The 26474-nt window shown below is 71.5% G+C and carries 22 protein-coding genes and 2 tRNA genes; 13 read left to right on the top strand and 11 right to left on the bottom strand.

The features are described from left to right. Positions 1–7 precede the first annotated feature (7 nt). Both CHF16_RS28585 and CHF16_RS28590 read left to right on the top strand, forming a co-directional pair. On the top strand, positions 8–805 hold the full coding sequence (locus tag CHF16_RS28585; RefSeq protein WP_089329241.1) for a sensor histidine kinase: 798 nt from the start codon (positions 8–10) through the stop codon (positions 803–805). Continuing rightward, positions 806–1462: a response regulator transcription factor gene (locus CHF16_RS28590; protein ID WP_089329242.1), complete on the top strand. Its 657-nt coding sequence runs from the start codon at positions 806–808 to the stop codon at positions 1460–1462. 161 nt (positions 1463–1623) lie between these two features. Here CHF16_RS28590 and clpX read toward each other — a convergent pair whose 3' ends face one another. The 4 genes from clpX to tig form a co-directional block, all read right to left on the bottom strand. Then, entirely contained in the window at positions 1624–2898 is a 1275-nt protein-coding gene (gene clpX / locus CHF16_RS28595) for an ATP-dependent Clp protease ATP-binding subunit ClpX (RefSeq protein ID WP_089329243.1), read from the bottom strand. Positions 2899–3071: 173 nt separating this feature from the next. Further along, positions 3072–3755: an ATP-dependent Clp protease proteolytic subunit gene (locus tag CHF16_RS28600; protein ID WP_089329244.1), complete on the bottom strand. Its 684-nt coding sequence runs from the start codon at positions 3753–3755 to the stop codon at positions 3072–3074. A gap of 28 nt (positions 3756–3783) precedes the next feature. Continuing rightward, a complete protein-coding gene (locus CHF16_RS28605; protein WP_089329245.1) occupies positions 3784–4416 on the bottom strand; it encodes a ClpP family protease in 633 nt (210 codons plus the stop codon). Positions 4417–4824: 408 nt separating this feature from the next. Next, positions 4825–6297, bottom strand: coding sequence for a trigger factor (gene tig / locus CHF16_RS28610; RefSeq protein ID WP_089329246.1), 1473 nt, complete (start codon positions 6295–6297; stop codon positions 4825–4827). 227 nt (positions 6298–6524) lie between these two features. Here tig and CHF16_RS28615 point away from each other — a divergent pair, with 227 nt between their 5' ends. Beyond that, the gene (locus CHF16_RS28615) at positions 6525–7751 is read left to right on the top strand and encodes a hypothetical protein (protein ID WP_179271743.1); all 1227 of its coding nucleotides are present in this window, start codon (positions 6525–6527) and stop codon (positions 7749–7751) included. Positions 7752–7805: 54 nt separating this feature from the next. On the opposite strand, the gene CHF16_RS28620 is transcribed toward CHF16_RS28615, so the two are convergent. Then, positions 7806–10325 (bottom strand): Tex family protein, encoded by a 2520-nt coding sequence (locus tag CHF16_RS28620; protein WP_089329247.1) that lies wholly within the window; start codon positions 10323–10325, stop codon positions 7806–7808. A gap of 255 nt (positions 10326–10580) precedes the next feature. On the opposite strand from CHF16_RS28620, the gene CHF16_RS28625 reads away from it, so the two are divergent. Continuing rightward, the gene (locus CHF16_RS28625) at positions 10581–11888 is read left to right on the top strand and encodes a sensor histidine kinase (protein WP_245869409.1); all 1308 of its coding nucleotides are present in this window, start codon (positions 10581–10583) and stop codon (positions 11886–11888) included. Continuing rightward, the gene (locus CHF16_RS28630; RefSeq protein WP_089329249.1) at positions 11840–12484 is read left to right on the top strand and encodes a response regulator; all 645 of its coding nucleotides are present in this window, start codon (positions 11840–11842) and stop codon (positions 12482–12484) included. Before CHF16_RS28625 ends, CHF16_RS28630 begins: the two co-directional genes overlap by 49 nt. Positions 12485–12508: 24 nt before the next feature. Here the strand turns inward: CHF16_RS28630 and CHF16_RS28635 are convergent, their stop codons facing one another. Next, complete coding sequence (locus tag CHF16_RS28635) at positions 12509–12925, bottom strand: cupin domain-containing protein (RefSeq protein WP_089329250.1); 417 nt, start codon at positions 12923–12925, stop codon at positions 12509–12511. Positions 12926–12987: 62 nt separating this feature from the next. On the opposite strand from CHF16_RS28635, the gene CHF16_RS28640 reads away from it, so the two are divergent. Both CHF16_RS28640 and CHF16_RS28645 read left to right on the top strand, forming a co-directional pair. After that, entirely contained in the window at positions 12988–13503 is a 516-nt protein-coding gene (locus CHF16_RS28640) for a MarR family winged helix-turn-helix transcriptional regulator (protein ID WP_089329251.1), read from the top strand. A 191-nt stretch (positions 13504–13694) separates the two neighbouring features. Then, positions 13695–15524, top strand: a complete 1830-nt coding sequence (locus tag CHF16_RS28645) for a glycosyl hydrolase family 18 protein (protein WP_089329252.1) — start codon at positions 13695–13697, stop codon at positions 15522–15524. 121 nt (positions 15525–15645) lie between these two features. On the opposite strand, the gene CHF16_RS28650 is transcribed toward CHF16_RS28645, so the two are convergent. Further along, positions 15646–16527: an SDR family NAD(P)-dependent oxidoreductase gene (locus CHF16_RS28650; protein WP_218826883.1), complete on the bottom strand. Its 882-nt coding sequence runs from the start codon at positions 16525–16527 to the stop codon at positions 15646–15648. An 82-nt stretch (positions 16528–16609) separates the two neighbouring features. On the opposite strand from CHF16_RS28650, the gene CHF16_RS28655 reads away from it, so the two are divergent. Together CHF16_RS28655 and CHF16_RS28660 are read left to right on the top strand one after the other, a co-directional pair. Continuing rightward, a complete protein-coding gene (locus CHF16_RS28655) occupies positions 16610–17221 on the top strand; it encodes a TetR/AcrR family transcriptional regulator (protein WP_089329254.1) in 612 nt (203 codons plus the stop codon). Continuing rightward, complete coding sequence (locus CHF16_RS28660) at positions 17218–17904, top strand: HAD family hydrolase (protein WP_089329255.1); 687 nt, start codon at positions 17218–17220, stop codon at positions 17902–17904. Before CHF16_RS28655 ends, CHF16_RS28660 begins: the two co-directional genes overlap by 4 nt. Positions 17905–17931: 27 nt before the next feature. On the opposite strand, the gene CHF16_RS28665 is transcribed toward CHF16_RS28660, so the two are convergent. Then, positions 17932–18513, bottom strand: a complete 582-nt coding sequence (locus tag CHF16_RS28665; RefSeq protein WP_089329256.1) for a YceI family protein — start codon at positions 18511–18513, stop codon at positions 17932–17934. A 122-nt stretch (positions 18514–18635) separates the two neighbouring features. On the opposite strand from CHF16_RS28665, the gene CHF16_RS28670 reads away from it, so the two are divergent. The 4 genes from CHF16_RS28670 to CHF16_RS28685 all read left to right on the top strand — a co-directional run bounded on the left by CHF16_RS28670 (position 18636) and on the right by CHF16_RS28685 (position 22194). Continuing rightward, positions 18636–19028, top strand: coding sequence for a winged helix-turn-helix transcriptional regulator (locus tag CHF16_RS28670; protein WP_089329257.1), 393 nt, complete (start codon positions 18636–18638; stop codon positions 19026–19028). A gap of 202 nt (positions 19029–19230) precedes the next feature. Next, entirely contained in the window at positions 19231–21828 is a 2598-nt protein-coding gene (alaS, locus tag CHF16_RS28675; protein ID WP_089329258.1) for an alanine--tRNA ligase, read from the top strand. Between the two features lie 131 nt (positions 21829–21959). Continuing rightward, positions 21960–22033 (top strand) — tRNA-Pro (locus CHF16_RS28680). Positions 22034–22123: 90 nt separating this feature from the next. Beyond that, positions 22124–22194, top strand: a tRNA-Gly gene (locus tag CHF16_RS28685). Between the two features lie 53 nt (positions 22195–22247). Here CHF16_RS28685 and CHF16_RS28690 read toward each other — a convergent pair. The 3 genes from CHF16_RS28690 to CHF16_RS28700 all read right to left on the bottom strand — a co-directional run bounded on the left by CHF16_RS28690 (position 22248) and on the right by CHF16_RS28700 (position 26259). Beyond that, on the bottom strand, positions 22248–22832 hold the full coding sequence (locus tag CHF16_RS28690) for an HD domain-containing protein (protein WP_089329259.1): 585 nt from the start codon (positions 22830–22832) through the stop codon (positions 22248–22250). 262 nt (positions 22833–23094) lie between these two features. After that, on the bottom strand, positions 23095–24588 hold the full coding sequence (locus CHF16_RS28695; RefSeq protein WP_089329260.1) for a DUF8189 domain-containing protein: 1494 nt from the start codon (positions 24586–24588) through the stop codon (positions 23095–23097). Between the two features lie 87 nt (positions 24589–24675). Beyond that, positions 24676–26259: a PLL family lectin gene (locus tag CHF16_RS28700; protein ID WP_089329261.1), complete on the bottom strand. Its 1584-nt coding sequence runs from the start codon at positions 26257–26259 to the stop codon at positions 24676–24678. Between the last annotated feature and the right edge of the window lie 215 nt (positions 26260–26474).

Consider the following 26474-nt stretch of genomic DNA (forward strand, 5'->3'; position numbering starts at 1 on the left):
GGACGGGATGCGAGCGGTACTGGCACGCGCCGCCGTGCTGGCCGGCGCGTTCACAGCGGGGGCCGTGGCGGCACGTGCCGCGACCATCCCTCACCTCCGCCGGCTGACCGCGGACCTGCAGCGTTCCCGGGAGCGCATCCTCGCCAGCCGGGAGGAGGAGCGGCGGCGGCTGCGGCACGACCTGCACGACGGGCTCGGGCCCACGCTCGCCAGCCTCGCCATGTCGCTGGACGCCGCCCGCATCACGCTCGCCTGCGAACCGGAGCGGGCCGACCCGCTCCTCGCCGACGTCCGGGACCGGCTGGCCAGCGCCGTCGGCGAGATCCGCGACCTCGCGCACGGGCTGCGGCCGCCCGCGCTGGACGACCTCGGCCTCGTCGCCGCGATCGAGTCGTTCGCCGACGGCTGCTGCGAGCGCGTCGACGTCCGGTTCGACGGCGAGCCCTCCGGCCTGCCCGCCGCGGTGGAGGTCGCCGCGTACCGGATCGCGCAGGAGGCGCTGACGAACGTCCGGCTGCACGCGCCGGCGAGCTGCGCGTCCGTCCGGCTCAAGCGCGACGCCGACCTGCACCTGGTGGTGGCCGACAGCGGCCCCGGCCTGCCCGACGCCGTGCGCGGCGCCGGGCCCCGGCCCGCCCGGGGGCTCGCCGCGATGCGCGAGTGGGCCGCCGAGGTCGGCGGCAGCTGCGAGATCACCACCCGCAGCGGCGGCGGCACCCGCGTCGCGGTCCGGCTGCCGCTCGGCGCCGCGGAGACCGCCGCCGGGTATCATCGACGTCCCTCGGTCGGGAGAAGGCGGGCGTAGATGTCGGAGACCATCCGGGTCCTCATCACCGACGACCACCCGGTGTTCCGGCAGGGCCTGAAGGGCCTCCTGCAGGCGCTGGGCGTCGAGGTCGTCGGCGAGGCCGAGAACGGGCCGCAGGCCGTGCGGATGGCGGCCGAGCTGCAACCGGACGTCGTCGTGATGGACCTGCACATGCCCGGCGGCAACGGCATCGAGGCGACCCGCACCATCACCCGCACGAGCCCGCGCATCGGCGTGCTCGTGCTCACCATGTTCCGCGACGACGACTCGGTGTTCGCGGCGATGCGCGCCGGCGCCCGCGGCTACCTGCTGAAGGAGTCGGGCGCCGAGGAGATCGCGCGCGCCGTCCGCGCGGTCGCGGCGGGCGAGGCCATCTACGGCCCGGAGATCGCGCGCCGCGTGCTCACCTACTTCACCGACATGCCCGACCCGCGGCAGGCCGCGTTCCCGGAGCTGACCGAGCGGGAGCGGGAGGTCCTCGAACTGATCGCGCAGGGCCGCAGCAACGCCGAGATCGCCGCGACGCTCTTCCTCAGCCAGAAGACCGTCCGCAACCACGTCTCGAACATCTTCATGAAGCTGCACGTCGCCGACCGCGCGCAGGCCATCGTCCTCGCCCGCGAGGCCGGCCTCGGCGAGTCCGCCCCGCGCTGACCCCGCGCGCCGCCGGGCCGAGGCGCCCGTGTACCCGCCAGGACGGCCGGGGCCGTCCCGGCGGCGGCCTTCATCCTGTTCCGCGGCCTCCGCCTCCCTGAGACGCCGGAACGCCCCCGGCCGGGTGGCCGGGGGCGTCCCTGGGCGGTTCTCGCTCCGCCCTACGCGCTCTTCTCGCGCGGTTCCCGCTTGGGGCGGTCGCGCGGGACGAGGGTCGGGTTCACGTGCTCCAGGACGGCCTCGCGGGTGATCACCACGCGGGCGACGTCCTGGCGGCTCGGCACCTCGTACATCACCGAGAGGAGGACCTCCTCCATGATGGCCCGCAGGCCGCGGGCGCCGGTGCCGCGCAGGATGGCCTGGTCGGCGATCGCCTCCAGGGCGTCGTCGGTGAACTCCAGGTCGACCCCGTCGAGCTCGAAGAGCCGGTGGTACTGGCGGACCAGCGCGTTCTTCGGCTCGGTGAGGATGTTGATCAGGGCCTCGCGGTCCAGGTTGTGCACCGAGGTGATCACCGGGAGCCGGCCGATGAACTCGGGGATCATCCCGAACTTCAGCAGGTCCTCCGGCATGACGTCGCCGAGCACCGCCGACGACTCCTCGAAGTCGGACTTGGAGCGGATCTGCGCGCCGAACCCCATGCCCTGCTTGCCGACCCGGGACTCGACGATCTTCTCCAGCCCGGCGAAGGCGCCACCGCAGATGAACAGCACGTTCGTGGTGTCGATCTGGATGAACTCCTGGTGCGGGTGCTTGCGGCCGCCCTGCGGCGGGACGCTCGCGGTCGTGCCCTCCAGGATCTTCAGCAGCGCCTGCTGGACGCCCTCACCCGAGACGTCCCGGGTGATCGACGGGTTCTCGCTCTTGCGGGCGACCTTGTCGACCTCGTCGATGTAGATGATCCCGGTCTCGGCCTTCTTCACGTCGTAGTCGGCCGCCTGGATCAGTTTGAGGAGGATGTTCTCGACGTCCTCCCCGACGTATCCGGCCTCCGTCAGCGCCGTGGCGTCCGCGATCGCGAACGGGACGTTGAGGAGTTTGGCGAGCGTCTGCGCGAGCAGCGTCTTGCCGGATCCGGTCGGGCCGAGCAGCAGGATGTTGGACTTGCCGATCTCGACCGGGTCGTCCCTGCCGGTGTCGCCCGACTGGATCCGCTTGTAGTGGTTGTAGACGGCGACGGAGAGCGCCTTCTTCGCCGTCTCCTGCCCGATCACGTAGGAGTCGAGGAACTCGTAGATCTCCCGCGGCTTGGGCAGGTTGTCCCACTTGAGGTCGGAGGTCTCGGAGAGCTCCTCCTCGATGATCTCGTTGCAGAGATCGATGCACTCGTCGCAGATGTACACGCCCGGACCCGCGATGAGCTTCTTGACCTGCTTCTGGCTCTTCCCGCAGAACGAGCACTTGAGCAGGTCACCACCGTCGCCGATGCGTGCCACCCAACTGTCTCCTTTTCGTGGGGCCGCGCGCCTTGAGAGATGCGGCGCAGCTCGGTTGCGTCCCGAAGGCTCTCGACGTTGGACTCGACGTTACCGCCTCCGACGGACTTGGAAAGCCCCTCGCCCGGAAGTGTGGCGCCCGGGCTCGGGGACTCTCCCGTCCTTGTGCCGTCTCAGGACGACACTACCTCGGCTTTCCGCTTCCTGCTGGCGAAGACGTCGTCGATGAGGCCGTAGTCCTTGGCCTCGTCCGCCGTCAGGATCTTGTCGCGCTCGATGTCGCGCTGGACCTGGTCGATGCTCCGGCCGCTGTGCTCGGCCAGGATGCTCTCCAGGAGCTCGCGGATCCGCATGATCTCGCGCGCCTGGATCTCGATGTCGCTGGACTGCCCGTAGGTGCCCTCGGTCGCGGGCTGGTGGATCAGGATCCGCGAGTTGGGCAGGGCGGCCCGCTTGCCGGGCGTGCCGGCCGCGAGCAGCACCGCGGCGGCGGAGGCGGCCTGGCCGATGCAGACCGTCTGGATGTCCGGCTTGACGAACTGCATCGTGTCGTAGATCGCCGTCATGGCGGTGAACGACCCGCCCGGGGAGTTGATGTAGATGCTGATGTCCCGGTCGGGGTCGATGGACTCCAGCGTGATCAGCTGGGCCATCACGTCGTTCGCGGACGCGTCGTCGATCTGCACGCCGAGGAAGATGATGCGCTCCTCGAACAGCTTGTTGTACGGGTTCATCTCCTTGACCCCGTACGTGGTGCGCTCGACGAACGACGGAATGATGTAGCGGTTGTCGACCGGCATCGGGCCGGCGCCCGGCCGGACGATGTCGGCGAAACCGGGACGGTACAGGTCGCTCATGGTGGGCCTCCGATCAGTGGTCAGGTCGTCAGGAGACGGGGCCCTCGGAGGGCACCTGGTTGGCGCTGAGCACCACGTGGTCGACGAACCCGTAGTCCTTGGCCTCGTCGGCGGTGAACCAGCGGTCCCGGTCGGAGTCGCGCTCGATCTGCTCGAGCGCCTGGCCGGTGTGCTCGGAGATCTTCTCGGCGAGCGTCTTCTTCACATAGAGCATCTGCTCGGCCTGGATCTTGATGTCGGAGGCCGTGCCGCCGATCCCGCCGGACGGCTGGTGCATCATGATCCGGGCGTGCGGCAGCGCGTAGCGCTTGCCGTGGGTGCCCGCGCAGAGCAGGAACTGGCCCATCGACGCGGCGAGGCCCATGCCCACCGTCACGATGTCGTTCGGGACGTACTGCATGATGTCGTAGATCGCCATGCCGGCGGTGACGGAGCCACCTGGCGAGTTGATGTAGAGCGTGATGTCGCGGCGGCCGTCCTCGGCCGACAGCAGCAGGAGCTCGGCGCAGATGCGGTTGGCGATGTCGTCGTCGACCTGCTGGCCGAGGAAGACGATGCGCTCGCGCAGCAGCCGCTGGAACAGCTGGTCGCCCAGAGGCAACAGGGGCGCCTCGGCGACCCGCGCCTGGATCCGCGACGACTCGTCGAAAGTCGGAGGCATGCTCACCGGGTGTTCCTCCGGTCCTTTTAATCGGTTCGGATGCTTGGACATTAACGCGCTCCCGGGCCCGGTTAAGCCCGGGGGGCCGCCTTTTCGCCAGGGGCGTACCCGCGTGCGGGCGGATGTCCCGCGCGTTCCGGACGATCTTCGCCGACGCGGCGGCCCGCGGAGCGGCCCGGCACGGCCCCGACATGGCCCGGGACGCCCCCGGCGCGCCGCGGGACGATCCGGCACACCGCGGGACGGCCCTGGACGACTCGGCGCGCCGCGGGGCCCGCCGGGGCGGTCCGGCCGGAATGGGACACGCCCCGCACCCGGTGGCCGGGTGCGGGGCGTGTCCGCGATGCGCCGGGGACGTCCCGGAGGCGCGCGGCCTCCCCCCTGCGGCGGGGCGAGGCCTCAGCGGCCTCAGGCGTCCTTGTCCTTGGCGTCCTTCTCGTCCTTCGCCTCGGCGGCCGGGGCCTCCTCAGCGGCGGCCTCAGCGGCCTCGGCGGGCTCGGCGGGCGCCTCCTCGGCGTCCTCGCCCTCCTCCGCCCGGACGGTCTCGCCGGTCTCGCCGTTCAGCTCGCGCTGGACGGCCTCGACGTCGATCTCGTTGCCCGACTCGTCCTTGACGGTGACGTGCTCGACGACGAGGTTCAGCGCCTTGCTGCGCAGCACCTCCGAGACGATCGCCGGGAGCTGGTTGTTCTGCGTCAGGTACTCGGCGAGCTGCTGGGGCTGCACGCCCATCTGCATCGCCTGCGAGACGACGTACTCGCTCAGCTCCTCGTTCTCGACGCCCAGCTCCTCCTGGACGGCGAGCTGGTCGAGGACGAACCCGCCCTTGACCGCGAGGCGGGCGGCGTCGGCGACCTCGGTGTCGAACTCCTCGGCCGTCTTCTCCTCCTCCTTGAGGTAGTCCTCCTTGGACATGCCGGCCATCTGGAGCTGCTGCTCCAGCTGCTGGTTGCGGCGGCCGATCTCCTCTTCCACGACCTTCTCCGGAAGCGGGATGTCGACCTTCTCCAGCAGCGCCTCGAGGGCCTTGTCGCGCGCCTCGGACAGCTGCTGCAGCTTCACCTGCCGGCCGAGCCGGGTCCGGACGTCCTCGCGCAGCTCGTCGATGGTGTCGAACTCGCTGGCGAGCTGGGCGAACTCGTCGTCCAGGTCGGGCAGGTTCTTGACCTTGACGCTCTGCACCGTGACGGTGATCTCGGCCTCCTCGCCGGCGTGCTCGCCGCCGGTCAGGGTGCCGGTGAACGTGGCCTCCTCGCCGGCGGCCAGGCCGGTCAGCGCCTCGTCCAGCCCCTCGATGGCCGACTTGCTGCCGACCTCGTAGGAGTAGCCGGTGGTGGAGGCGTCCTCCACCTCCTCGCCGTCGATCCGGGCGACCAGGTCGATGGAGACGAAGTCGCCCTCCTCGGCGGCGCGCTCGGCGTTGGTGAGGGAGGCGAACCGCTCGCGCAGGTTGCCGAGGGTCTCCTCGACCTGCTCCTCGGTGACCTCGGCGTCGTCCACCACGACCTCGAGGCCGTCGTAGTCGGGCACCTCGAACTTCGGCCGGATGTCGACCTCGGCGGTGAACGCGAACTGGGTGCCGTCGTCCAGCTCGGTCACCTCGACGTCGGGCTGCCCGAGCACGAAGATCTCGGACTCCTCGACGGCGCGGCCGTACAGCTCCGGCAGGGCGTCGTTGACGGCCTCCTGGAGGACCGCACCCCGGCCGACGTACTTGTCGATCAGCGGGGCGGGGACCTTGCCGGGCCGGAAGCCCTTGATCCGCACCTGCTGCGAGATCTCCTTGTACGCCTTGTCGAGGTTCGGCTTGAGCTCGTCGAACGGAACCTCGACGGTGAGCTTGACCCGGGTGGGGGTCAGCTCCTCGACATCGGTCTTCACTGGGGTTGGTCTCCTTGATCGGGCGCTGTCTCGGCCGCGGCGTTCGACGCGTGCTCAACTCGAGGGGCGCGGGCACGCCGAGAGCCGGCTCCGCGCCTTCGCGCGCTCAAGTGTATGGGGTCGCGGCGCCGGCTGCGGACACCGGACGCCGGCAACACCGGCGAACACTGTCAACGATGCCGTACAGGCAGTGACATAAGTGCCGTGAACCCCCATACTCGTCCGGGATGAACGGGATAGCCGCGGCCTTCAGTGCGACCGGTCTCTACTACCTCGGGTTCGCCGTGTTCAAGCTGGCGGCGGACCGGATGCCCGCTCTGCGGGGCAACCGCATCGCGCACATGATCTGGACGATCGTGCGCAACTGGATCTTCCTGATCGCGCTGGCGATCGTGCTCGGCGGGCTCACCCTGCAGATCATGGCGCTGCGGAACCTGCCGCTGTCCACCGCCGTGCCGATCTTCATGTCCGGCATCGTGCCGCTGCTGCTGATCGCGCTCGCGTTCTTCGGCGAGCGGCTCACCGCGCGCGAGTGGCTGAGCCTGCTGCTGACGGGCGCGGCGATCCTGCTGCTGACCGCGTCCCTCAACGGGGACGAGCCGATCGGCTCGGCGGACGCCCCGCTGTGGAAGATCGCCATCGTGGTGGCGCCGGCGGTGCTGGTCCCGGTGCTCATCCTCGTGCTCGGCGACCACCGGCCGGACGGCCGGCACGCGCGCCCGGTCACCGGCATCGCCTACGGGCTCAGCGCCGGCTTCCCGGTCGGCACCGCCGAGCTGGCGATCAAGGGGTGGAGCGACGACCCGCACGCCGCCGACGCCGGCATCCTCGCGACGCCGTGGCCGTACCTGACCGTGGTGGCGGCCGCCATCGGGTTCGGGATCATGGTGACGGCGTTCCAGCGCTGCCGGGTCTCGATCGTCGCGACGGTCATGACGGTGGCCGCGAAGTCCTACCTGCTCGCGATGGGCTCGTTCCTGTACGCCGAGCCGTGGCCGCAGGACGCCCCCCGCTCGGCGATGCGGCTCGGCGCGCTGGCGCTCGGCGCGATCGCCGTCCTGCAGTTCCCGCGGCACCGGCCGGTCGAGGAGGGGCCGGGGGACGCCTCCGGCGAGGCCGGGGCCCGGGCGGACGCCGCCGCCGCGCGCGACCCGTTCGGCGGGTCCTCGGTCGGCGGCCCGGTGCTGGGCGGGCCCCGGCTCGGCGAGGTGTACGGCGCTCCGGTGCCGCCGCCGCGCTCCCCCTACGCGCAGGACCCGCTCGGCCAGGGCCCCTACAACCGGCCGGAGGGATACGAGCACCCGCACGCCCAGCACGACGGAGGCGGGCAGGCCCCGCACGAGGCCCCGCACGAGGGGGCGTCGCGGGAGCCGGGCCCGCCGCGCCGCCCGATCCGTCCGCAGACGCCGACCGAGAGCGGGTCGGACGGGCGCTGGCGCGGCTTCAGCGAGTGAATCGCCGGACGTCGCAGTCCCCGGCCTCCGCCTGAGGCCGGGGACCGGTACGTCTCAGCGGCGCTTGGAGTCGCCGCCCGGGAGGCCCTTGTCGAGACCGGCCCGGCGGAGCGCGTCGGCCATGGCGCCGCCGCCTCCCTGACCGCCGCGGCCCTGCTGGCCGCCCCGGCCCTGGCCCCCGCGAGGCCGGTCGCCGCCGCGCTGGTTCTGGCCGCCGCGGTTCTGCCGACCGCCGCCCTGCTTCCCGGGACGTCCGCCGCCCTGCCCGCCGCCGGCCTGCCCGCCGCCCTGCCCGCCGCCGGCCTGCTTGGCGCCGCCCTGCCTGCCACCGCCCTGCTTACCGCCGCCCTGCTTGCCACCACCGGGCTCGTCGTCCAGGCGCAGGGTGAGCGAGATGCGCTTGCGCTGCAGGTCGACGTCCAGGACCTTCACGCGGACGATGTCGCCGGGCTTGGCGACGTCGCGCGGGTCCTCCACGAACTTGTCGGACATCGCGGAGATGTGGACGAGCCCGTCCTGGTGGACGCCGACGTCGACGAACGCGCCGAAGGCGGCGACGTTGGTGACGACGCCCTCCAGCAGCATCCCGGGCTCGAGGTCGGAGATCTTGTCGACGCCCTCCTTGAACGCGGCCGTCTTGAACGCCGGGCGCGGGTCGCGTCCCGGCTTCTCCAGCTCGGCGAGGATGTCGGTGACGGTCGGCAGCCCGAAGGCGCCGTCGACGAAGTCGGCGGGCCGCAGCGAGCGCAGCACGGCGGTGTTGCCGATGAGGCCCTTGATGTCGCCGCCGGCGGCGTCCAGGATCCGGCGGACGACCGGGTACGCCTCCGGGTGCACGCTGGAGGCGTCCAGCGGGTCGTCGCCGCCCGGGATGCGCAGGAACCCGGCGCACTGCTCGAACGCCTTCGGCCCGAGGCGCGGCACCTCCTTCAGCCCGGCGCGGCTGCGGAACGGGCCGTGCGCGTCGCGGTGCGCGACGATGTTCTCCGCGAGGCCCTCGCCGATGCCGGACACGCGGGTGAGCAGCGGCGCGGACGCGGTGTTGACGTCCACGCCGACGGCGTTCACGCAGTCCTCGACGACGGCGTCCAGCGAGCGGGACAGCTTCACCTCGGAGACGTCGTGCTGGTACTGGCCGACGCCGATCGACTTGGGGTCGATCTTGACCAGCTCGGCGAGCGGGTCCTGCAAGCGGCGGGCGATGGACACCGCGCCGCGCAGCGAGACGTCCATGCCGGGCAGCTCGCGGCCCGCGTACTCCGACGCCGAGTACACCGACGCGCCCGCCTCCGACACCATGATCTTGGTGAGCTTGAGGTCGGGGTGCCGGGCGATCAGCTCGGCGGCGAGCTTGTCGGTCTCCCGCGACGCGGTGCCGTTGCCGATCGAGACGAGGTCGACCCTGTGCTCGCGGGCCAGCCCGGCGAGCGTCTCGATCGACTCGTCCCACTTGCGGCGCGGCTCGTGCGGGTAGATCGTGTCGGTCGCGACGACCTTGCCGGTGGCGTCCACGACGGCGACCTTCACGCCGGTGCGCAGGCCCGGGTCCAGGCCCATGGTGGTGCGGGTGCCGGCGGGCGCGGCGAGGAGCAGGTCGCGCAGGTTCGCGGCGAACACCCGGACCGCCTCGTCCTCGGCCTCCTGCCGCAGCCGGGTGCGCAGGTCGATGCCGAGGTGGACGAGGATCCGGGTGCGCCAGGCCCAGCGGACGGCGTCGGCCAGCCACGCGTCCCCCGGGCGGCCCCGGTCGGAGATCTCGAACCGGCGCGCGATCTCCGCCTCGTAGGAGCTGCGCGCCGCGGAGTCGTCGGCCTCCTCGGGCTCCAGGTCGAGGTCGAGGACCTCCTCCTTCTCGCCGCGGAACAGCGCGAGGACGCGGTGCGAGGGCAGCTTGGCGAACGGCTCGGCGAAGTCGAAGTAGTCGGAGAACTTGGCGCCGCTCTCCTCCTTGCCCTCCCGGACGCGGGAGACCATCCGGCCCTGGTTCCACATGCGCTCGCGCAGCGCGCCGATGAGGTCGGCGTCCTCAGCGAAGCGCTCGACGAGGATGGCGCGGGCGCCCTCCAGCGCGGCGGCCTCGTCCGCGACGCCCTTCTCGGCGTCGACGTAGGCGGCGGCCTCGGCGCGCGGGTCGCGGGACGGGTCGCCCAGCAGCAGTTCGGCGAGCGGTTCGAGCCCGGCCTCGCGGGCGATCTGCGCCTTGGTGCGCCGCTTGGGCTTGTACGGGAGGTAGATGTCCTCCAGGCGCGCCTTGGACTCGGCGGCCATGATCTGGGCGCGGAGCTCGTCGGTGAGCTTGCCCTGCGACTCGACCGACTCGAGGATGGCGGCGCGCCGCTCGTCCAGCTCGCGCAGGTAGCGCAGCCGTTCCTCCACGGCGCGGAGCTGCGCGTCGTCGAGCGTTCCGGTGGCCTCCTTGCGGTACCGGGCGATGAACGGGACGGTCGCCCCGCCGTCGAGCAGGTCCACCGCGACCCGCACCTGCCCCTCGCGGACGCCGATCTCCTCGGCGATGCGCTGGGTGATGGACGGCGTGGTCGGGCCGGTGGACGTCTGGCTGATGGTCGCTGTCACAGCTTGGATTCGCTTTCTCCCCTGGGTGTCGCCTGTGCATTGTCCAGGGAACGGGGCCGGTTGTCTTGTCGCCGCCCGAATGAGCGGCCGGCCGTCCCGCTCGCCCCGCCCCGAGGGTAGGTCTAACTCCCCCATGATCCGCCCCTGTTCGGGGGCTTAGCCCCACTGGGCGGCCGGGCGTCCGGCGACACAATGGTGGGACCGGGAGCCGCCGCGGCGTGCTCCCCCTGGAACATCGGATCTCCTGGAGGACGGGTGGACGGCAGGAATCGCCTCATCGACCGGCTGGGCGCGCTCGCCCGCGAGAGCCTCCTCAACGTCCTCCGCTCGGTGGCGCAGATCGTCCTGGCCTACGCGGTGAACCTTCCGCTGTTCATCCTCGCCGTGCTGTCGATCGCCTTCATCCCGCTGGGCGTCGGGATCGTGCTGGCGCCCTCGGTCCTGCTGGCCATCCGGGCGGTGGCGAACCTGCAGCGGAGCCTGGCGGCGAACTGGCACGGGGTGTCGATCCCGGAGCCGTACCGGCCGGAACCGGCCGGGGCGTCCGGCCCGATCGGACGCCTGAAGTGGGTGCTCGGCGACCCGGCGTCCTGGCGCGACCTGCTGTGGTCGCTGCTGAACGTGCCGGTCGCGCTCGTCCTCGGGGTGCTGGCCGGCGGCATGATCGTGTACGGGCTGGAGGGCCTGTTCGTGGCGTGGTGGGTCGCGCTGCTGTCCGGCTACGGCTGGGGCCCGTTCTGGATGATCGACGACTTCGGCGCCGTCGGCTACGTGGGCACGATCGTGGGCGGCGCCCTGCTGCTGCTGATCTCTGTTCCGGCCGCCGGGGCGATCCTGAAAGGGCACGCGCTGTTCAACCGGTTGCTGCTGGCGCCGACGCGGAGCGCGCTGGCCGAGCGCGTGCACCGGCTGACCGAGACGCGCGCGCAGACCGTCGACTCCTCCGCCGCGGAGCTGCGCCGCATCGAACGTGACCTGCACGACGGCGCGCAGGCCCGGCTCGTCGCGCTGAGCATGAACATCGGGCTCGCCGAGGAGATGATGAAGCACGACCCGGAGACCGCGCAGCAGCTCCTCGCCGAGGCGCGGGAGGCGAGCGGGACGGCGCTGACGGAGCTGCGCGACCTGGTGCGCGGCATCCACCCGCCGGTGCTGGCCGAGCGCGGGCTGGACGGCGCGGTGCGCGCGCTGGCGCTGAGCCTGCCGCTGCCCGTGGACGTGCACGTCGACCTGCCGGGGCGGGCCGAGGCGCCGGTCGAGTCGGCGGCGTACTTCGCGGTCGCGGAGATGCTCGCCAACGTCGTCAAGCACAGCGGGGCGCGGCGGGCCTGGGTGCAGGTCGAGCACTCCGGCGGCCGGCTGCTGATGATCGTCGGGGACGACGGGACGGGCGGCGCGGACCCGGCCGCCGGCAGCGGGATGCGCGGGATCGAGCGCAGGCTCGCGGCCTTCGATGGCACGATGGCCGTGACGAGCCCGTCCGGTGGGCCGACCATCGTCACCATGGAGCTGCCGTGCGCGTTGTCATCGCCGAAGATCTCGCCCTCCTCCGGGACGGACTGATCCGCATCCTCGAGGCGTTCGGATGCGAGGTCGTCGAGGCGGTCGACAACGGGCCCTCGCTGCTGCGGGCGCTCACCGCGCACCGGCCGGACGTCGCGGTGGTGGACGTCCGGCTCCCGCCGACGTTCACCGACGAGGGGCTGCGGGCGGCGCTGGAGGCCCGCAAGGAGATCCCCGGCCTGCCGGTGCTGGTGCTGTCCCAGCACGTGGAGCAGCTGTACGCGCGGGAGCTGCTGTCCGACAGCAGCGGCGGCATCGGCTACCTGCTGAAGGACCGCGTGTCGGACGTGAAGGTGTTCGTGGAGGCGGTGCGCCGGGTCGCGGAGGGCGGCACCGCGCTCGACCCGGACGTGGTGGCCCAGCTGCTCACCCGGCACGCCCGCGAGGAGCCGCTCCAGCGGCTGACCCCCCGCGAGCGCGAGGTGCTCGGGCTGATGGCGGAGGGGCGGTCGAACGCCGCCATCGCCGCGAAGCTGTTCGTCACCGAGAAGGCGATCAGCAAGCACACCAACAGCATCTTCGGCAAGCTCGGGCTGCCGCAGTCGGAGGACGACAACCGGCGGGTGCTGGCCGTCCTCGCCTACCTGGGCGCCTGAACCGACGCCCCTGGCCGTTGGGGGCTACCGGGCCCACGGCGGGACGAGCCGCTCGGTGCCCTGGGGGGCGATCGCGCAGCGGGTGTCGTCGACCAGCTCGTCGGGGTCGTAGGCGAGGCAGCCGGCGTGCGCGGCGACGACCGCGGTGAACCCGGTGTCGCCGGTCGTCATCTGGCGGGGCGCGCGCGGCGGGAGGACGACGGTGTCGCCCGGCCCGGCCACCAGCGTGCGGCCGTCGAGGTCGATGGTCGCGGCGCCGTCCAGGAACGTCCACACCTGCTCGGTGTCGAAGGCGTGCCGCGGGCCGGTCCTCCCGGGCAGCATGTCGACGCGCCAGACGGCAAGGCCCTCGGTACCGCCCTGGGTGGGCGTCGCGAACGTGGTCATGGTGCCGTTCGGCGTCTCGGTGCGGCGTCCGTCGGCGGTGCTGATGAGCGTCATGGGTCCCGATCCCCTAGGTTTAGACAACACGGTTGTCCATATAGTCAACGAGGTTGTCTTTCATGTCAAGCGACGGCACCCCCTCCGACGCCCCCGCTCCAGGCGGCGAGCCCTTGGACGGGCCCGGCTTCGAGCTTCCGCTGCGGCTCTTCCTGGCCTTCCGCGTGATCGTCGACGAGGTGCACGCCGAACTGGCGCGCGCGGGCCATCCCGAACTGCGCCCGATGCACGGCTTCGTCTTCCAGGCCATCGGCCCGGACGGCACGACGGCCGTGGAGCTCGGCCACCGGCTCGGGGTGTCCAAGCAGGCCGCGGGCAAGATGGTCACGTCCCTGGAACGCGCCGGATACCTGGAGCGCGGCACCGACCCCCGGGACGCCCGGCGCAAGATCGTCCGGCTGACCGCGCGCGGCATCGACTCGCTCGACCGCTCCGCACTGGCCTTCGCGCGGATCCGGGCCGAGTGGGTGCGGACGCTCGGCGCGGACCGCGTCCGGGCCCTGGAGCACGACCTGCGCCGGATGACGCCCGCCGACCTCTGGCGGCTGGACATGCCCGGCTGGTTCGGGGCGTCCTGAACTTTTCTCCGCGTGCGGACCGTACGTGTCCAGGCAGTCGCTTAGACCACCCGCGGCGGGGCGGAGGGGGTCGCCGCAGGCCCTTGAACGCACCCTTCCGCCCGGTTAACATCCTCCCAATTCTTAGGAAAGTTTCCTAAGAGTGAGCGGGGATTCCTGTTTGATTCGGGGGCCGGACCGAACGGAGAATCATGTCACGACCGGGCGGACGGCGGGCGATCGCGCTCGCCGGCGCAGCGACACTCGCGGTGGCCACCGCCCTGCTCACGGCGCCCCCGGCGTCGTCGGCGGGGACCGTCACCGCCACCTGCACGAAGGGTTCCGACTGGGGCACCGGCTTCGACGGGACCTGCACCATCACCAACGGCACCGGCGCGGCCGTCAACGGCTGGAGGCTGGAGGCGGACCTGCCCTCCGGGACGTCCATCGGCAACGTGTGGAACGCGACGAAGACCGTCTCCGGGAACCACTACACCTTCGCCAACGCGGGCTGGAACGGCACGATCGCGGCCGGCGCGAGCACGAGCTTCGGGTTCGGCGGCAGCGGCTCCGGGTGGTTCGCCAACTGCACGGTCAACGGCGCATCCTGCGATGGGACGGGCGGCCCCGGCGACGACACCGAGGCCCCGAGCGCCCCGTCCGGCCTCACCGCCACCGGCAAGACCGCCACCAGCGTGACGCTGTCCTGGAACGCTTCGACCGACAACGTCGGCGTGAAGGGCTACGACGTCTACAACGGCTCCAGCAAGGCCGTCTCCACGACCGGTACGAGCGCGACCGTCAACGGGCTGTCCGCCAAGACCGCTTACACGTTCACCGTCAGGGCCACCGACGCCGCCGGGAACACCTCCCCCGCGTCGGCCTCCGTGTCGGTCACCACCGATGACGGCGGCGGCACCCCCGGCGCAGGCGGCAAGGTCATCGGCTACTTCGCCGAGTGGGGCGTCTACCAGCGCAACTACCACGTCAAGAACATCGAGACGAGCGGCTCTGCGGCCAAGCTGACCCACATCAACTACGCGTTCGGCAACGTCACCGGGGGCAAGTGCGCGGTCGGCGACTCCTTCGCCGACTACGAGAAGGCCTACACCGCCGACCAGAGCGTCGACGGCGTCGCCGACACGTGGGACCAGCCGCTGCGCGGCAGCTTCAACCAGCTCCGCAAGCTGAAGAAGCTGCACCCGGACCTGAAGATCCTTTGGTCGTTCGGCGGCTGGACGTGGTCCGGCGGCTTCGCCCAGGCCGCGCAGAACCCGGCCGCGTTCGCCGAGTCCTGCTACAACCTCGTCGAGGACCCGCGCTGGGCCGACGTGTTCGACGGCATCGACATCGACTGGGAGTACCCGAACGCCTGCGGCCTGACCTGCGACACCAGCGGGCCGGACGCCTTCAAGCGGCTGATGGGCGCGGTGCGGGCCAAGTTCGGGTCCGGCAACCTGGTCACCGCCGCGATCACCGCCGACGCGAGCGACGGCGGCAAGATGGACGTGACCGACTACGCCGGCGCCGCCCAGTACGTCGACTGGTACAACCCGATGACCTACGACTACTTCGGCGCCTGGGCCGCCCAGGGGCCGACGGCGCCGCACTCGCCGCTCACGTCCTACCCGGGCATCCCGCAGGCCGGGTTCAACTCCGCCGACACCATCGCCAAGCTCAGGGCCAAGGGCGTCCCGGCGGGCAAGCTCCTGCTCGGCATCGGCTTCTACGGCCGCGGCTGGACGGGCGTCACCCAGTCCGAGCCCGGCGGCACCGCCACCGGCGCCGCGCCCGGCACCTACGAGGCCGGCATCGAGGACTACAAGGTCCTCAAGGGCAAGTGCCCCGCCACCGGCACCGTCGCCGGCACCGCCTACGCCAAGTGCGGGAGCGAGTGGTGGAGCTACGACACCCCGTCCACCATCGGCGGGAAGATGGCCTACGCCAAGGACCAGGGCCTGGCGGGCGCCTTCTTCTGGGAGCTGAGCGGCGACACCGCGAACGGCGAGCTGATCTCCGCGATGCGCGGCGGACTCGGCTGAGCGCGCTGAGCCGTCTCGGCCGAGCCGCGCACAGGAACGGGCCTCCCAGCCCCTGGACAGGCCGAGACATCGGGCCCCCGACCAGGCGGACGCCGGTCGGGGGCCCGCCCCTTCGCGGGAGTCAGACGAGGGACTGGCCGCCGTCCACCGTGAGGACCTCGCCGCTCATGTAGGGGTTGGCCATCAGGAAGACGGCGGCGGAGGCGGCCTCCTCGGCCGTCCCGAACCGTCCGAGCGGCATGGCGGCGCCCGCCTCGGCCATGGCAGCGGCGCCCGCCTCGGCCATGGCAGCGGCCCCCGCCTCGGCCATGGCGGCGGCCCCCTCCTCGGCCATCGCGGCGTCGGCCTCCGGTCCGGGGGCTCCGAAGCGGCTGCGCAGCAGCGGCGTGTCGATGGCGCCGTACCGGATCGCGTTGACCCGCAGGCGGGACGGGGCCAGCTCGACGGCCAGCGCGCGGGCGAGCGTCTCGACGGCGCCGGCGGCGGCGACCGGCACGGACATGCCCGGACGCGGGCGCGGCACGAGGATGCCCGAGCTGAGCGTGATCGAGCCGCCCGGCTCCAGGCGCGGGACGGCGGCCCGCACGACGCCGAGCACCCCCGCCACCGGAGTCGCGACGGCGGCCTGCGCGGCGTCTCCGGCGACCTCGGTGACCAGGCCGATGCCGGCGGGGGAACCGGCCGTCATCAGGACGTGGTCGACGGCGCCGGCGTGCTCGAAGACCTCTGCGATCGCGTCGGCGTCGGTGACGTCGGCGGGCACCCCGCGCACCTCGGCGGCGGCGTCGGGCCGGGCGCCGGCGGTCACGCGGGCGACGGCCGCCTTCAGGCGCTCCTCGTCGCGGCCGACGAGCAGGATCCGCGCGCCCACCGAGGCGAGCAGCCCGGCGGCGGCCAGGCCGATGCCCGAACTGCCGCCGAGGAGCACCGCCGTCCGCCCGGCGAGGCCCGATGGGAGCGGTGAGCGGACGGGGATGGACGCGGGCGGGGTGGTCGTGGCCATGGGCCCTCCTAAATAAAACATCCGGTTGGTTTACAATGGACCCGTGCCGGGCGCAAAGTCAACCGGATGGTTTAATTCGGGCATGAGCTACGACGCCGAGGCGACCCGCCGGCGGATCTTCGAGGCCGCCTCCGCCGAGTTCGCCGCGCGCGGGCTCGCAGGCGCCCGGATCGAGCGCATCGCCACCGAGGCACGGGCCAACAAGCAGGCCATCTACCTGTACTTCGGCGGCAAGGAGAAGCTGTTCGGCGCCGTGGTGCGGGCGAAGATGGAGGAGATCGGGCGGGCGTCCGACATCGACCCCGCCCGCCTGACCGAGTCCGTGGGCCGCCTCTTCGACTGGTACCAGGAGCATCCGGAGCTGATCAGGCTCCTGCTGTGGGAGGCCCTGGAGACGCGGGGCGAGGTCCAGGGCGAGGACGAGCGCCGTGAGGCGTTCCAGCGGAAGGCGGACCGCTTCGCCGGAGCCGCCGGAGATCCCGCGGAGCCGGGCGCCGGGGCGGAGGTCAAGGACCTGATGTTCACCGTGTTCGGCCTCATCGCGTGGAACTTCGCCGTCCCGCAGCTGCGCCGGCTGATCCTGGACGAGGACGACGAGGCCGCCGCCCTGGCGCGCCGACGCGCGGCGGTCCTGGAGGCCGCGCGCGTCCTCGCCGAAGCGCACGGGATCGGGACCGCGGAGGCCGCGCGATGATCAGCGCGGCGCTGTTCGACCTCGACGGGACGCTCCTCGACCACGAGGGCGCCGCGGGCGAGGCGATCGCCGGCCTGTTCCCCGACGTGGACGAGGGCTGGCTCGTCCGGCGCTGGCACGAGCTGACCGAGGACGCCGTCGACCGGTACCTGGCGGGCGAGCTGGACTTCACCGGCCAGCGCCGCGTCCGGATCGTCCAGCTCGCCCGGGACCTGGGGCTCGGCGACTGGGACGGCGCCCGCGCCGACGCGTGGCTCGCCCAGTACGTGGCGCGGTACGAGGCGGCGTGGCGCCCGTTCCCCGAGGTGCGGGGCGTCCTGGACGTCCTGGCGGCGCGCGGCCTGCGGCTCGGAGTGATCACCAACGGGGACGCCCGGCAGCAGCGCCGGAAGGTCACCGCGATCGGCCTGGCGGACGTCCTGCCGCGGGTCGTTGCGTCCAGCGAGGCGGGCACCGCCAAGCCGGACGCCGGGATCTTCCGGACGGCCTGCGCGGTCCTCGGCGTCCCCGCCGAGCGCGCCGCCTATGTCGGCGACCGGCTCGGCGTCGACGCCGAGGGCGCCGCCGCGGCGGGCCTGGCGGGCATCTGGCTCGACCGCTCCGGCGCCCCCGCCCCGGACGGCCTCACCGTTCCGCGCATCACGACGCTGGAGGCGCTTCCCCCGCTGCTCGCGGAACGCTGACCCGCGCAGGCCCGCCGCCGCGGGGCGTCACCCGGTCTGCAGGACGGCCTCGATCTCCAGGATGATCTGGACCTTCTCCCCCAGCCCGAGGCCGGCGCCGCCCGGGACCTTCGCGGTGTCGCCGACCCCGAACTCCAGCCGGCTGATCTCGCCCGTCGCGGTGAACCCGGCGCGGGCGCCCTTGAACGGGTCGTCCTCCCGGAAGGGGTCGGGGCCGAAGCCCTCGATCTCCAGCCGGAGCGGGACCTCCTTCGTGACGCCGCGCAGCGAGAGCTCGCCGTCCAGGACGAAGCCGTCGCCGTCCCTGCGCACCCCGGTGGACCGGTAGGTCATCGTGGGGTACTTCACGACGTCCAGGTAGTCGGCGGACCGGACGTGCTCGTCCCGCATGCTGTTGCCGGTGTCGACCGAGGAGAGGTCGACGGTCGCGGTGACCGAGGAGTCGAGGGGGTCGTCGCCGGTCACGATCGTCCCCTCGAACGTCCCGAACCGGCCGCGGACCTTGCTGACCATCAGGTGCCGGATGGTGAAGCCGACGCCGGAGTGGAGGGGGTCGATCGTCCAGGTCCCGGCGACGTAGCCGGGGATCTCGACAAGCTCCGTGGTCATGGTGTCTCCTAGGGTTATGAATGGTAAGGCGGTTCCGATCGGTAACCGCCTCCATCGTGCGGAGACCCCCGGGGTCGGCACAAGAAGGCACTTTTTTCTGCCCCGGTCACCTGGAGAGAACCATGGAGTACACCCCCGAGAGATGCCGGGCCCGCGAGATCCTCGACCGGGTCGGCGACAAGTGGTCGCTGCAGGTCATCGCCGTGCTCGGCGAGCGGACCAAGCGGTTCACCGAACTGAAGCGCGAGATCGACGGCATCAGCCAGCGGATGCTGACCGTCACGCTGCGCGGCCTCGAACGCGACGGCATCGTCACGCGGACCGTGTACCCGGTCGTCCCGCCCCGCGTGGAGTACTCCCTCACGCCTCTCGGCACCACGCTGATGGACGCGGCCGAGACCCTCGTGCAGTGGGCGGAGAACCACATCAACCAGATCGACAGCGCGCGCGCCGACTACGACGCCCGCGGCGTCGTGGAGGAGCCTTCCGCGAGGTCCGCGAACGGCTCGCCCTGAGCCTCCACGTCGTGAGCGACGCCGCTCACCGCACCCGGAAATGCATGTGCCGCCGCCCGGGACGCGGAGGTACGGTGGGCGGCGATGGACATTCACGAGGTGGGACGGCGAGCTAGCCGCGCCGAGCTGGGGAACGAGCAGTCGTGCCCGGCCCGGCTCGGCGGTGTGCGCCGTCATCCCATCGACCTCGTGAGGCCGTCCCATGCGCTCTGCTGACATCCGCGCGACCTTTCTCGACTTCTTCCAGGAACGCGACCACCGCGTCGTGCCGTCGAGCCCGCTCGTCCCGTCCGATCCGACGCTGCTGCTGACGAACGCGGGCATGAACCAGTTCAAGCCGTACTTCCTCGGCGAGACCGCGCCGGAGCATCCCCGCGCGGTCTCGGTGCAGAAATGCGCGCGCACGTCCGACATCGAGAACGTGGGCCGCACCACGCGGCACGCGACGTTCTTCGAAATGCTCGGCAACTTCTCCTTCGGCGATTACTTCAAGGAAGACGCGATCGCCTGGGCGTGGGAACTGTTCACCCGCCACTACGATCTCGACCCGGCCCGCCTGTGGGTCACCGTGTACCGGGACGACGACGAAGCGCACCGGCTGTGGCGGCGCATCGGCGTCCCCTCGGACCGCATCCAGCGGCTGGGCATGGAGGACAACTACTGGTCGATGGGCGTACCCGGCCCATGCGGACCGTCCTCCGAACTCCACTACGACCGGGGCCCGTCCTTCGGGCGCGAAGGCGGCCCGGCCGTGGACGGGGAGCGCTACCAGGAACTGTGGAACCTGGTCTTCATGCAGAACCTCCGCGGCGAAGGAACGGGTAAGGACGATTACCCGATCCTGGGCGAACTCCCGGCGCGGAACATCGACACGGGCCTCGGCCTCGACCGCCTCGCCACGATTCTGCAGGGGGTCGATACCGTCTGCGAGACCGACCTCCTCGCACCGACCCTCCACCTCGTCCAGGAAATGGCGGGACGCGCGTATCCCGGCCGAGACGGCAGCGACGACTCGACCTCCTTCCGCGTCGTCACCGAGCATTCCCGCTCGATCGCGTTCCTCATCGCGGACGGCGTCCTGCCCGCCCGTGACGGACGCGGCTACGTCCTGCGCCGCCTGATGCGCCGCGCGATCAAGCACGCGCGCCGCCTCGGCATCGACCTCGCGCTGCCGGACCTGACGTCCAGCGTCGTCGGCAACTACCCGCAACTGGCGCCGCAGTCCGGCCTCATCCGCCAGGTGGTCACCGCCGAGGAGGAGGCGTTCGACCGGACGCTCCGCCAGGGCACCCGCCTCCTCGACACGGCGATCGGCCGCGCGACGTCCACCATCTCCGGCCGCACGGCGTTCGAGCTGCACGACACCTACGGCTTCCCGATCGACCTGACCATCGACGCGGCGCGCTCGGCGGGCCTCACCGTCGACGAGGACGAGTTCGCCGAACTCCTCGACCGGCAGCGCCGCCAGGCGCACCACGCCGGCCGCGACCGCAAGGGCGGCGCGGTCGCCCGGCAGGACCACTACCGCCGCATCACCGCACGCCACGGCCTCACCGACTTCGTCGGCCACCGCACCGAAACCGCGGACACACGCGTCACCGCGCTCGTCGACCCCACCGGCGAACGCCGGATCGCGCACGAGGGCGACGAGATCGAGGTGATCCTGTCCCGCAGCCCGTTCTACGCCGAATCGGGCGGCCAGGTCGGCGACACCGGAACGATCCGCACCACCGATGCGACCTTGCGCGTCCTCGACACCCAGCTCGGGCTGGACGGCCTGCACGTCCACACCGTCCGCGTCCTGGACGGCGAGCTGCGCCCCGGCGACGACGCCGAGGCGACCATCGACGCCGACCGGCGCGAAGCGACCGCGCGCTCCCACAGCGCGACCCACGTCCTGCACGCGATGCTGCGCCGCCTCCTCGGCGACCACGCGACCCAGCGCGGCTCCCGAGTGGAACCGGGCCGCCTGCGCTTCGACTTCGCGCACTTCTCCCCCGTCGACACCGTCCCCGTGCAGACCCTCGTCAACGACTACCTCCTGGACGACCCCGAGGTACGCGTCTGGGAGACCAGCCGCGCCGAGGCGGAGAGGGCGGGCGCGCTGGCGATGTTCGGGGAGAAGTACAACGACGACGTCCGCGTGGTGGACATCGGTGACGCGTCCCGCGAACTGTGCGGCGGCACCCACGTCGGCCACGGCTCGCAGGCGGGCCCCCTGCACATCGTCGGCGAATCGTCCATCGGCACGGGCCTGCGCCGCATCGAGGCACTCACCGGCCCCGACGCCCTGCGCCACTACGACCACCAGACCCAGCTCCTCAACGAACTGGCGTCACTCCTGAACGTCCACCCGGACGAAGCACCGGACCGCCTACGCCAGCGCCTGGAAACCCTGGCGGCGACCCAGCGCGAACTGGAGGCACTCCACCGGACGAACCTGCGTAACCAGGCGATGCACCTCTCACCCCACAAGGAACCCCTACGGCGAGGCTGGCTCCTGGCTCGGACGGTCCCCGACCTGGACCCGGCCGACCTCCGCACCATCGCGACCGACGTCCTCACCCCGCGCGGCGTGGTGATCCTGGGTACCACCACCAACGGCAAGGCCGCACTGGTAGCCGCAGTGGGCACAGACCTCGACATCACAGCCCGGGACCTCCTGACCCGCGCCGCGCAGGAACTGGGCGGCGGCGCCGGCGGCAAGGGCAGAATCGCGAACGCGGGCGGCCGCCACCCGGAGAAACTCCCGCACGCCCTGACCACGGCCGCGACCGAGGCCCGCACCCACCTCAGCTAGCCCGTCGCCTGCGGCGTGCTGCCCGACCCGAGCAGCACGCCGCAGGCGGTGGACCTTGCTGGACGTCGCACTAGTCGAGCGACCGGGGTCCGATCGGGACTAGACTTCTCCCGTCATCGCGATCAGCGGTGCGGGCTGTAGCGCAGTTTGGTAGCGCACTGGCTTTGGGTGCCAGGGGTCGTGGGTTCGAATCCCGCCAGCCCGACCGGGGAGGTCGGCCGCCGTCTCCACCCGTCCCCAAAACCCTGTACGCTACGGGATGGCGATCGAGGCCCCAGCGGCCCTCCATCCGCCTGCGGGCGTAGCTCAATGGTAGAGCCCCAGTCTTCCAAACTGGCTACGCGGGTTCGATTCCCGTCGCCCGCTCCCACTGAGAAGGCCCAGGTAGGAACCCTGTTCCCCGCCTGGGCCTGACTGTTCTACTCGTCCCCGTCGCCGTTCAACGCTCGCATGAACCAGTCGAGAGAGCCGGTCTTCTGCGCCTCCTCGGCGAGTCGCTTGGCGGACGCGGTCTGGAGCTGGGCGACTGAGCTTTCTACCCACGGTTGGGTGTTCTGATTGCCGTGCTCTCGATACTCGATGGCCTGAATGAGGCACTCGAGCTTGTCCGCATCACGGGCGCACATCGCCTCGGCGCTGGCCTTGCCCTCGTACTCCGCGACGACACCCGTGATCATCGCGGTGACCGCCTCCGGCAAACCGCGCGTCTGGCGCTCGGTGACCTCCTCGTTGGACGCTTTCTTCACGTACGGCTTGGCCACATAGGGGATGTCGGTGAGGCGCGTCTCCTGGCTGTCATGGAAGAGGCTGAGCAGTGCGGCACGCTCGGGGTTGGCCCCCTCCATCGCAGCCAGGACGCTCGCGATGATCGCCGTACGGAGCGAGTGATCGGCGATGCTCTCGGGATCGTTCACGCCCGCTACAAGCCACCCGGTGCGCTTGTAGCGCTTCAGAAGCCCGATCTCGTACAGGAACCCCGCCAGGCGCTCCGTCTCGTTCGCCATGCTCACCCTTCTCTCAACGCCCGTCCGCGATACGAAGACCGTAGAGGACCTCGTCCAACTCCCGTCGCGACTGGACGGAGACAGCGCCCCTGGGCACAGCCCGGGGGCGCTCGCGGCGAAACGGCCAGATCATCTGGCCCCAACCTCGTTCGACCTGGAGGCACACGGCTGATGGCGTTGTTCTGGAACAACTGACGCAACTCGTCCGGCAGCAGCCGTTCCTCAGAGCTCGCCACGGCTGGTGCGACGAAACACCATGGTCTTACTCAATGAGCTGCCGAGGACTGCCGTCGGAATCAAGCGCGAGTTCCCCGCCCATGTCGGCCCAGGTGTCGTTCCAGGCGTGACCGTGTTCGGGACCGCGCTGCCAGGTGTGGGTGAGGTGCCCGTCCGGGGCGCGGCCGAACACCGACAGGTCACCGCTGGGGTTGAGGACGACGGCCGGATCACTCGTCAACCGCCCGTGCAAGGGCGTCCACGCCGACCAGGGCCCGCCGGTACCGGTCTGCCAGCGATGATGCAGCGCGTCATCGGTACCGCGAGCGAACAGCACCATGCCCCCGTCCCGCCCGACGAGAACAGTGGGGCGTCCTTGCACAGCGCCTTCCATGTCGACCCAGGTGTCATTCCAGGCATGACCGTGCTCGGGACCACGCTGCCACGTGTGCGTGACTCGCCCATCGGGGTCGCGGGCGAACACCGACAAGGCATCGTTCGGGCTCAACACAACCGCCGGATCACTCGTCAACCGCCCGTGCAAGGGCGTCCACGCCGACCAGGGCCCGCCGGTACCGGTCTGCCAGCGATGATGCAGCACGTTGTCGGTGCCGCGAGCGAACAGCACCATGCCCCCGTCCCGCCCGACCACAACGGTGGGGCGTCCTTGCACGGCGCCTTCCATGTCGACCCAGGCGTCATTCCAGGCGTGACCGTGCTCGGGACCGCGCTGCCAGGTGTGAGTGATGCGCCCATCGGGGTCGCGAGCGAACACCGACAAGGCACCGTTCGGGCTCAGCACCACCGCCGGATCACTCGCGAGACGACCACCCAGCGACGCCCAATCCCGAGCCCACTCCCCAGCCTCGGACTGCCAGGTATGCCACAACGCCCCATCCCCACCCCGAACGAACACCACCAACTTGCCGTAACGACCCACCAACGCCCACGGACGCCCCACCGCCGCCCCCGACGGACGACCCAACGACACCCACTCCGACCACGCACCACCCGCCACGTTCTGCCACCGATGAACCACCCCACCCGACCCATCGACACCGAACACCACCATCCCCGAACCGTGATCCACCACCGACGGCACACCAACACTCACCCGTGAAGCCCATCGCGGGGGTGCGCCGACCGCGGCGCGGGCCTCCCTGAGCAGTTCCCGTGCCTTCGTCTCGGCCTGGTCGTAACGGCGGGGGAAGGCGGAACGCTGGACCCGCTGCGCCGTCTGCCCGGCGGTGAGGTGGGGAGACTGCTGCTCGACGCGCACGGCGCGGGTGAAGAACTGCTCGGCCGCGTAGGGCACGTGCATGATCTGTCCCGGCGTCCCCCAGCCCTGGCTGGGGCGTTGCTGGAAGACGCCGAGGGAGTCCAGGTCCCCGCACGGCAGATTGTTCATGTGGGACTCGACCCATCCGGCTTCGAAACCGGCGAGCATCACCTTGTCGGAGACCTTGAGATCGCGACCGACGATGTAGACGGCCTTGGTCACCTCAAGGTCGTGCTGGGGCGGGACATGGCAGGGCTTCATCGAGGTTCTCCTCGGTACGAGTCCGGGCAGGCAGGTGGAGCGGCGTCAGGCTGCGGCCGCTCCATCGGAGGCAGGCGGTGGTGAGCGTCAGCGGAGGAGACCGTCGGGCTGCGCCTGTGCTGCTGCGGCCGTTGTGGTGCCGGCCGGGTCGGGGGCAAGTTCCCCGCCCATGTCGGCCCAGGTGTCGTTCCAGGCGTGACCGTGTTCGGGACCGCGCTGCCAGGTGTGGGTGAGGTGCCCGTCCGGGGCGCGGCCGAACACCGACAGGTCACCGCTGGGGTTGAGGACGACGGCCGGATCACTCGTCAACCGCCCGTGCAAGGGCGTCCACGCCGACCACGGCCCGCCGGTACCGGTCTGCCACCGATGATGCAACGCGTCATCGGTACCGCGAGCGAACAGCACCATGCCCCCGTCCCGCCCGACCACAACGGTCGGACGCCCCACGACCGCACCCTCCATGTCCACCCAGGACTCGTTCCAGGCGTGGCCATGTTCCGGGCCGCGTTGCCACGTGTGCGTGATGCGCCCATCGAGGTCGCGGGCGAACACCGACAGAGCACCGTTCGGGCTCAACACAACCGCCGGATCACTCGTCAACTGCCCATGCAGGGGCGTCCAGGCCGACCACGGCCCGCCGGTGCCGGTCTGCCAGCGATGATGCAGCGCATCATCGGCGCCTCGGGCGAACAGCACCATGCCCCCGTCCCGCCCGACGAGAACGGTGGGGCGTCCTTGCACGGCGCCTTCCATGTCGACCCAGGCGTCATTCCAGGCGTGACCGTGCTCGGGACCGCGCTGCCAGGTGTGAGTGATGCGCCCATCGGGGTCGCGAGCGAACACCGACAAGGCACCGTTCGGGCTCAGCACCACCGCCGGATCACTCGCGAGACGACCACCCAGCGACACCCAATCCCGAGCCCACTCCCCAGCCTCGGACTGCCAGGTATGCCACAACGCCCCATCCCCACCCCGAACGAACACCACCAACTTCCCGTAACGACCCACCAACGCCCACGGACGCCCCACCGCCGCCCCCGACGGACGCCCCAACGACACCCACTCCGACCACGCACCACCCGCCACGTTCTGCCAACGATGAACCACCCCACCCGCCCCATCGACACCGAACACCACCATCCCCGAACCGTGATCCACCACCGACGGCACACCCACACTCACCCGCGGAGTCCACCGGGGAGCGGTCCACCACGTGGTCTCCCTTCGGGCACCGGCCCAGTTGAAGCTCAAGTGCACGTGGTCGGTGTGCGGGTTGTCCCCCGTGTACGGTCTCCAGCCGGCGCCGGGGCGGTACGCCTCCCAGATACGGCGGTTCCAGATCACGTACATGATCCCGAACCGGCGCGCCAGCGCGTGGGGGTTGCCGTGCCGGTCCGTGGCCAGGAGCCAGTCGATGAGGTCGGACGCGATGTGCCCTTGGGTGTGAACGTTCACTCCCCAGTCCCAGGCGCGTCCTTCCTTGTGCTCACTGCGGCCGCGTTTGCCGCACTCCCTGCTGATGCCCATGTCCCGGGTGCCCGGGTAGGCGGCGAGCACCAGGTCGCGGAACGCGACCACGCCCGGCTTCGCCGACGGGTCGCAGTCCCGCTGGCCCTCGTACGCGGCATAGGGGTCGATCTGCGGACCGAAGTTGGGTGTGCTGGGGGGCATGTGCTGCGCTCCTCGAACCGGTTCGTGGATCCGACACGGCACAGCCTTGACCCGGTCGCTCTCACCCCGGTCACTTCACGGTCACACGGCCGGGCTCCGGTCCGCCGCCGGAACTCGTCCGCGACGCCGAGCACCAGCGCGACGCCGTCCTCGGTCACGGGCGCCTGGGCCGGTGCGCGGCCCAGCGTCCGTCGGCCTCGCCCAGTCCGCTCGGC

Origin of the sequence: Actinomadura meyerae, assembly GCF_900188445.1 — a bacterium.
GTDB lineage: Bacteria > Actinomycetota > Actinomycetes > Streptosporangiales > Streptosporangiaceae > Spirillospora > Spirillospora meyerae.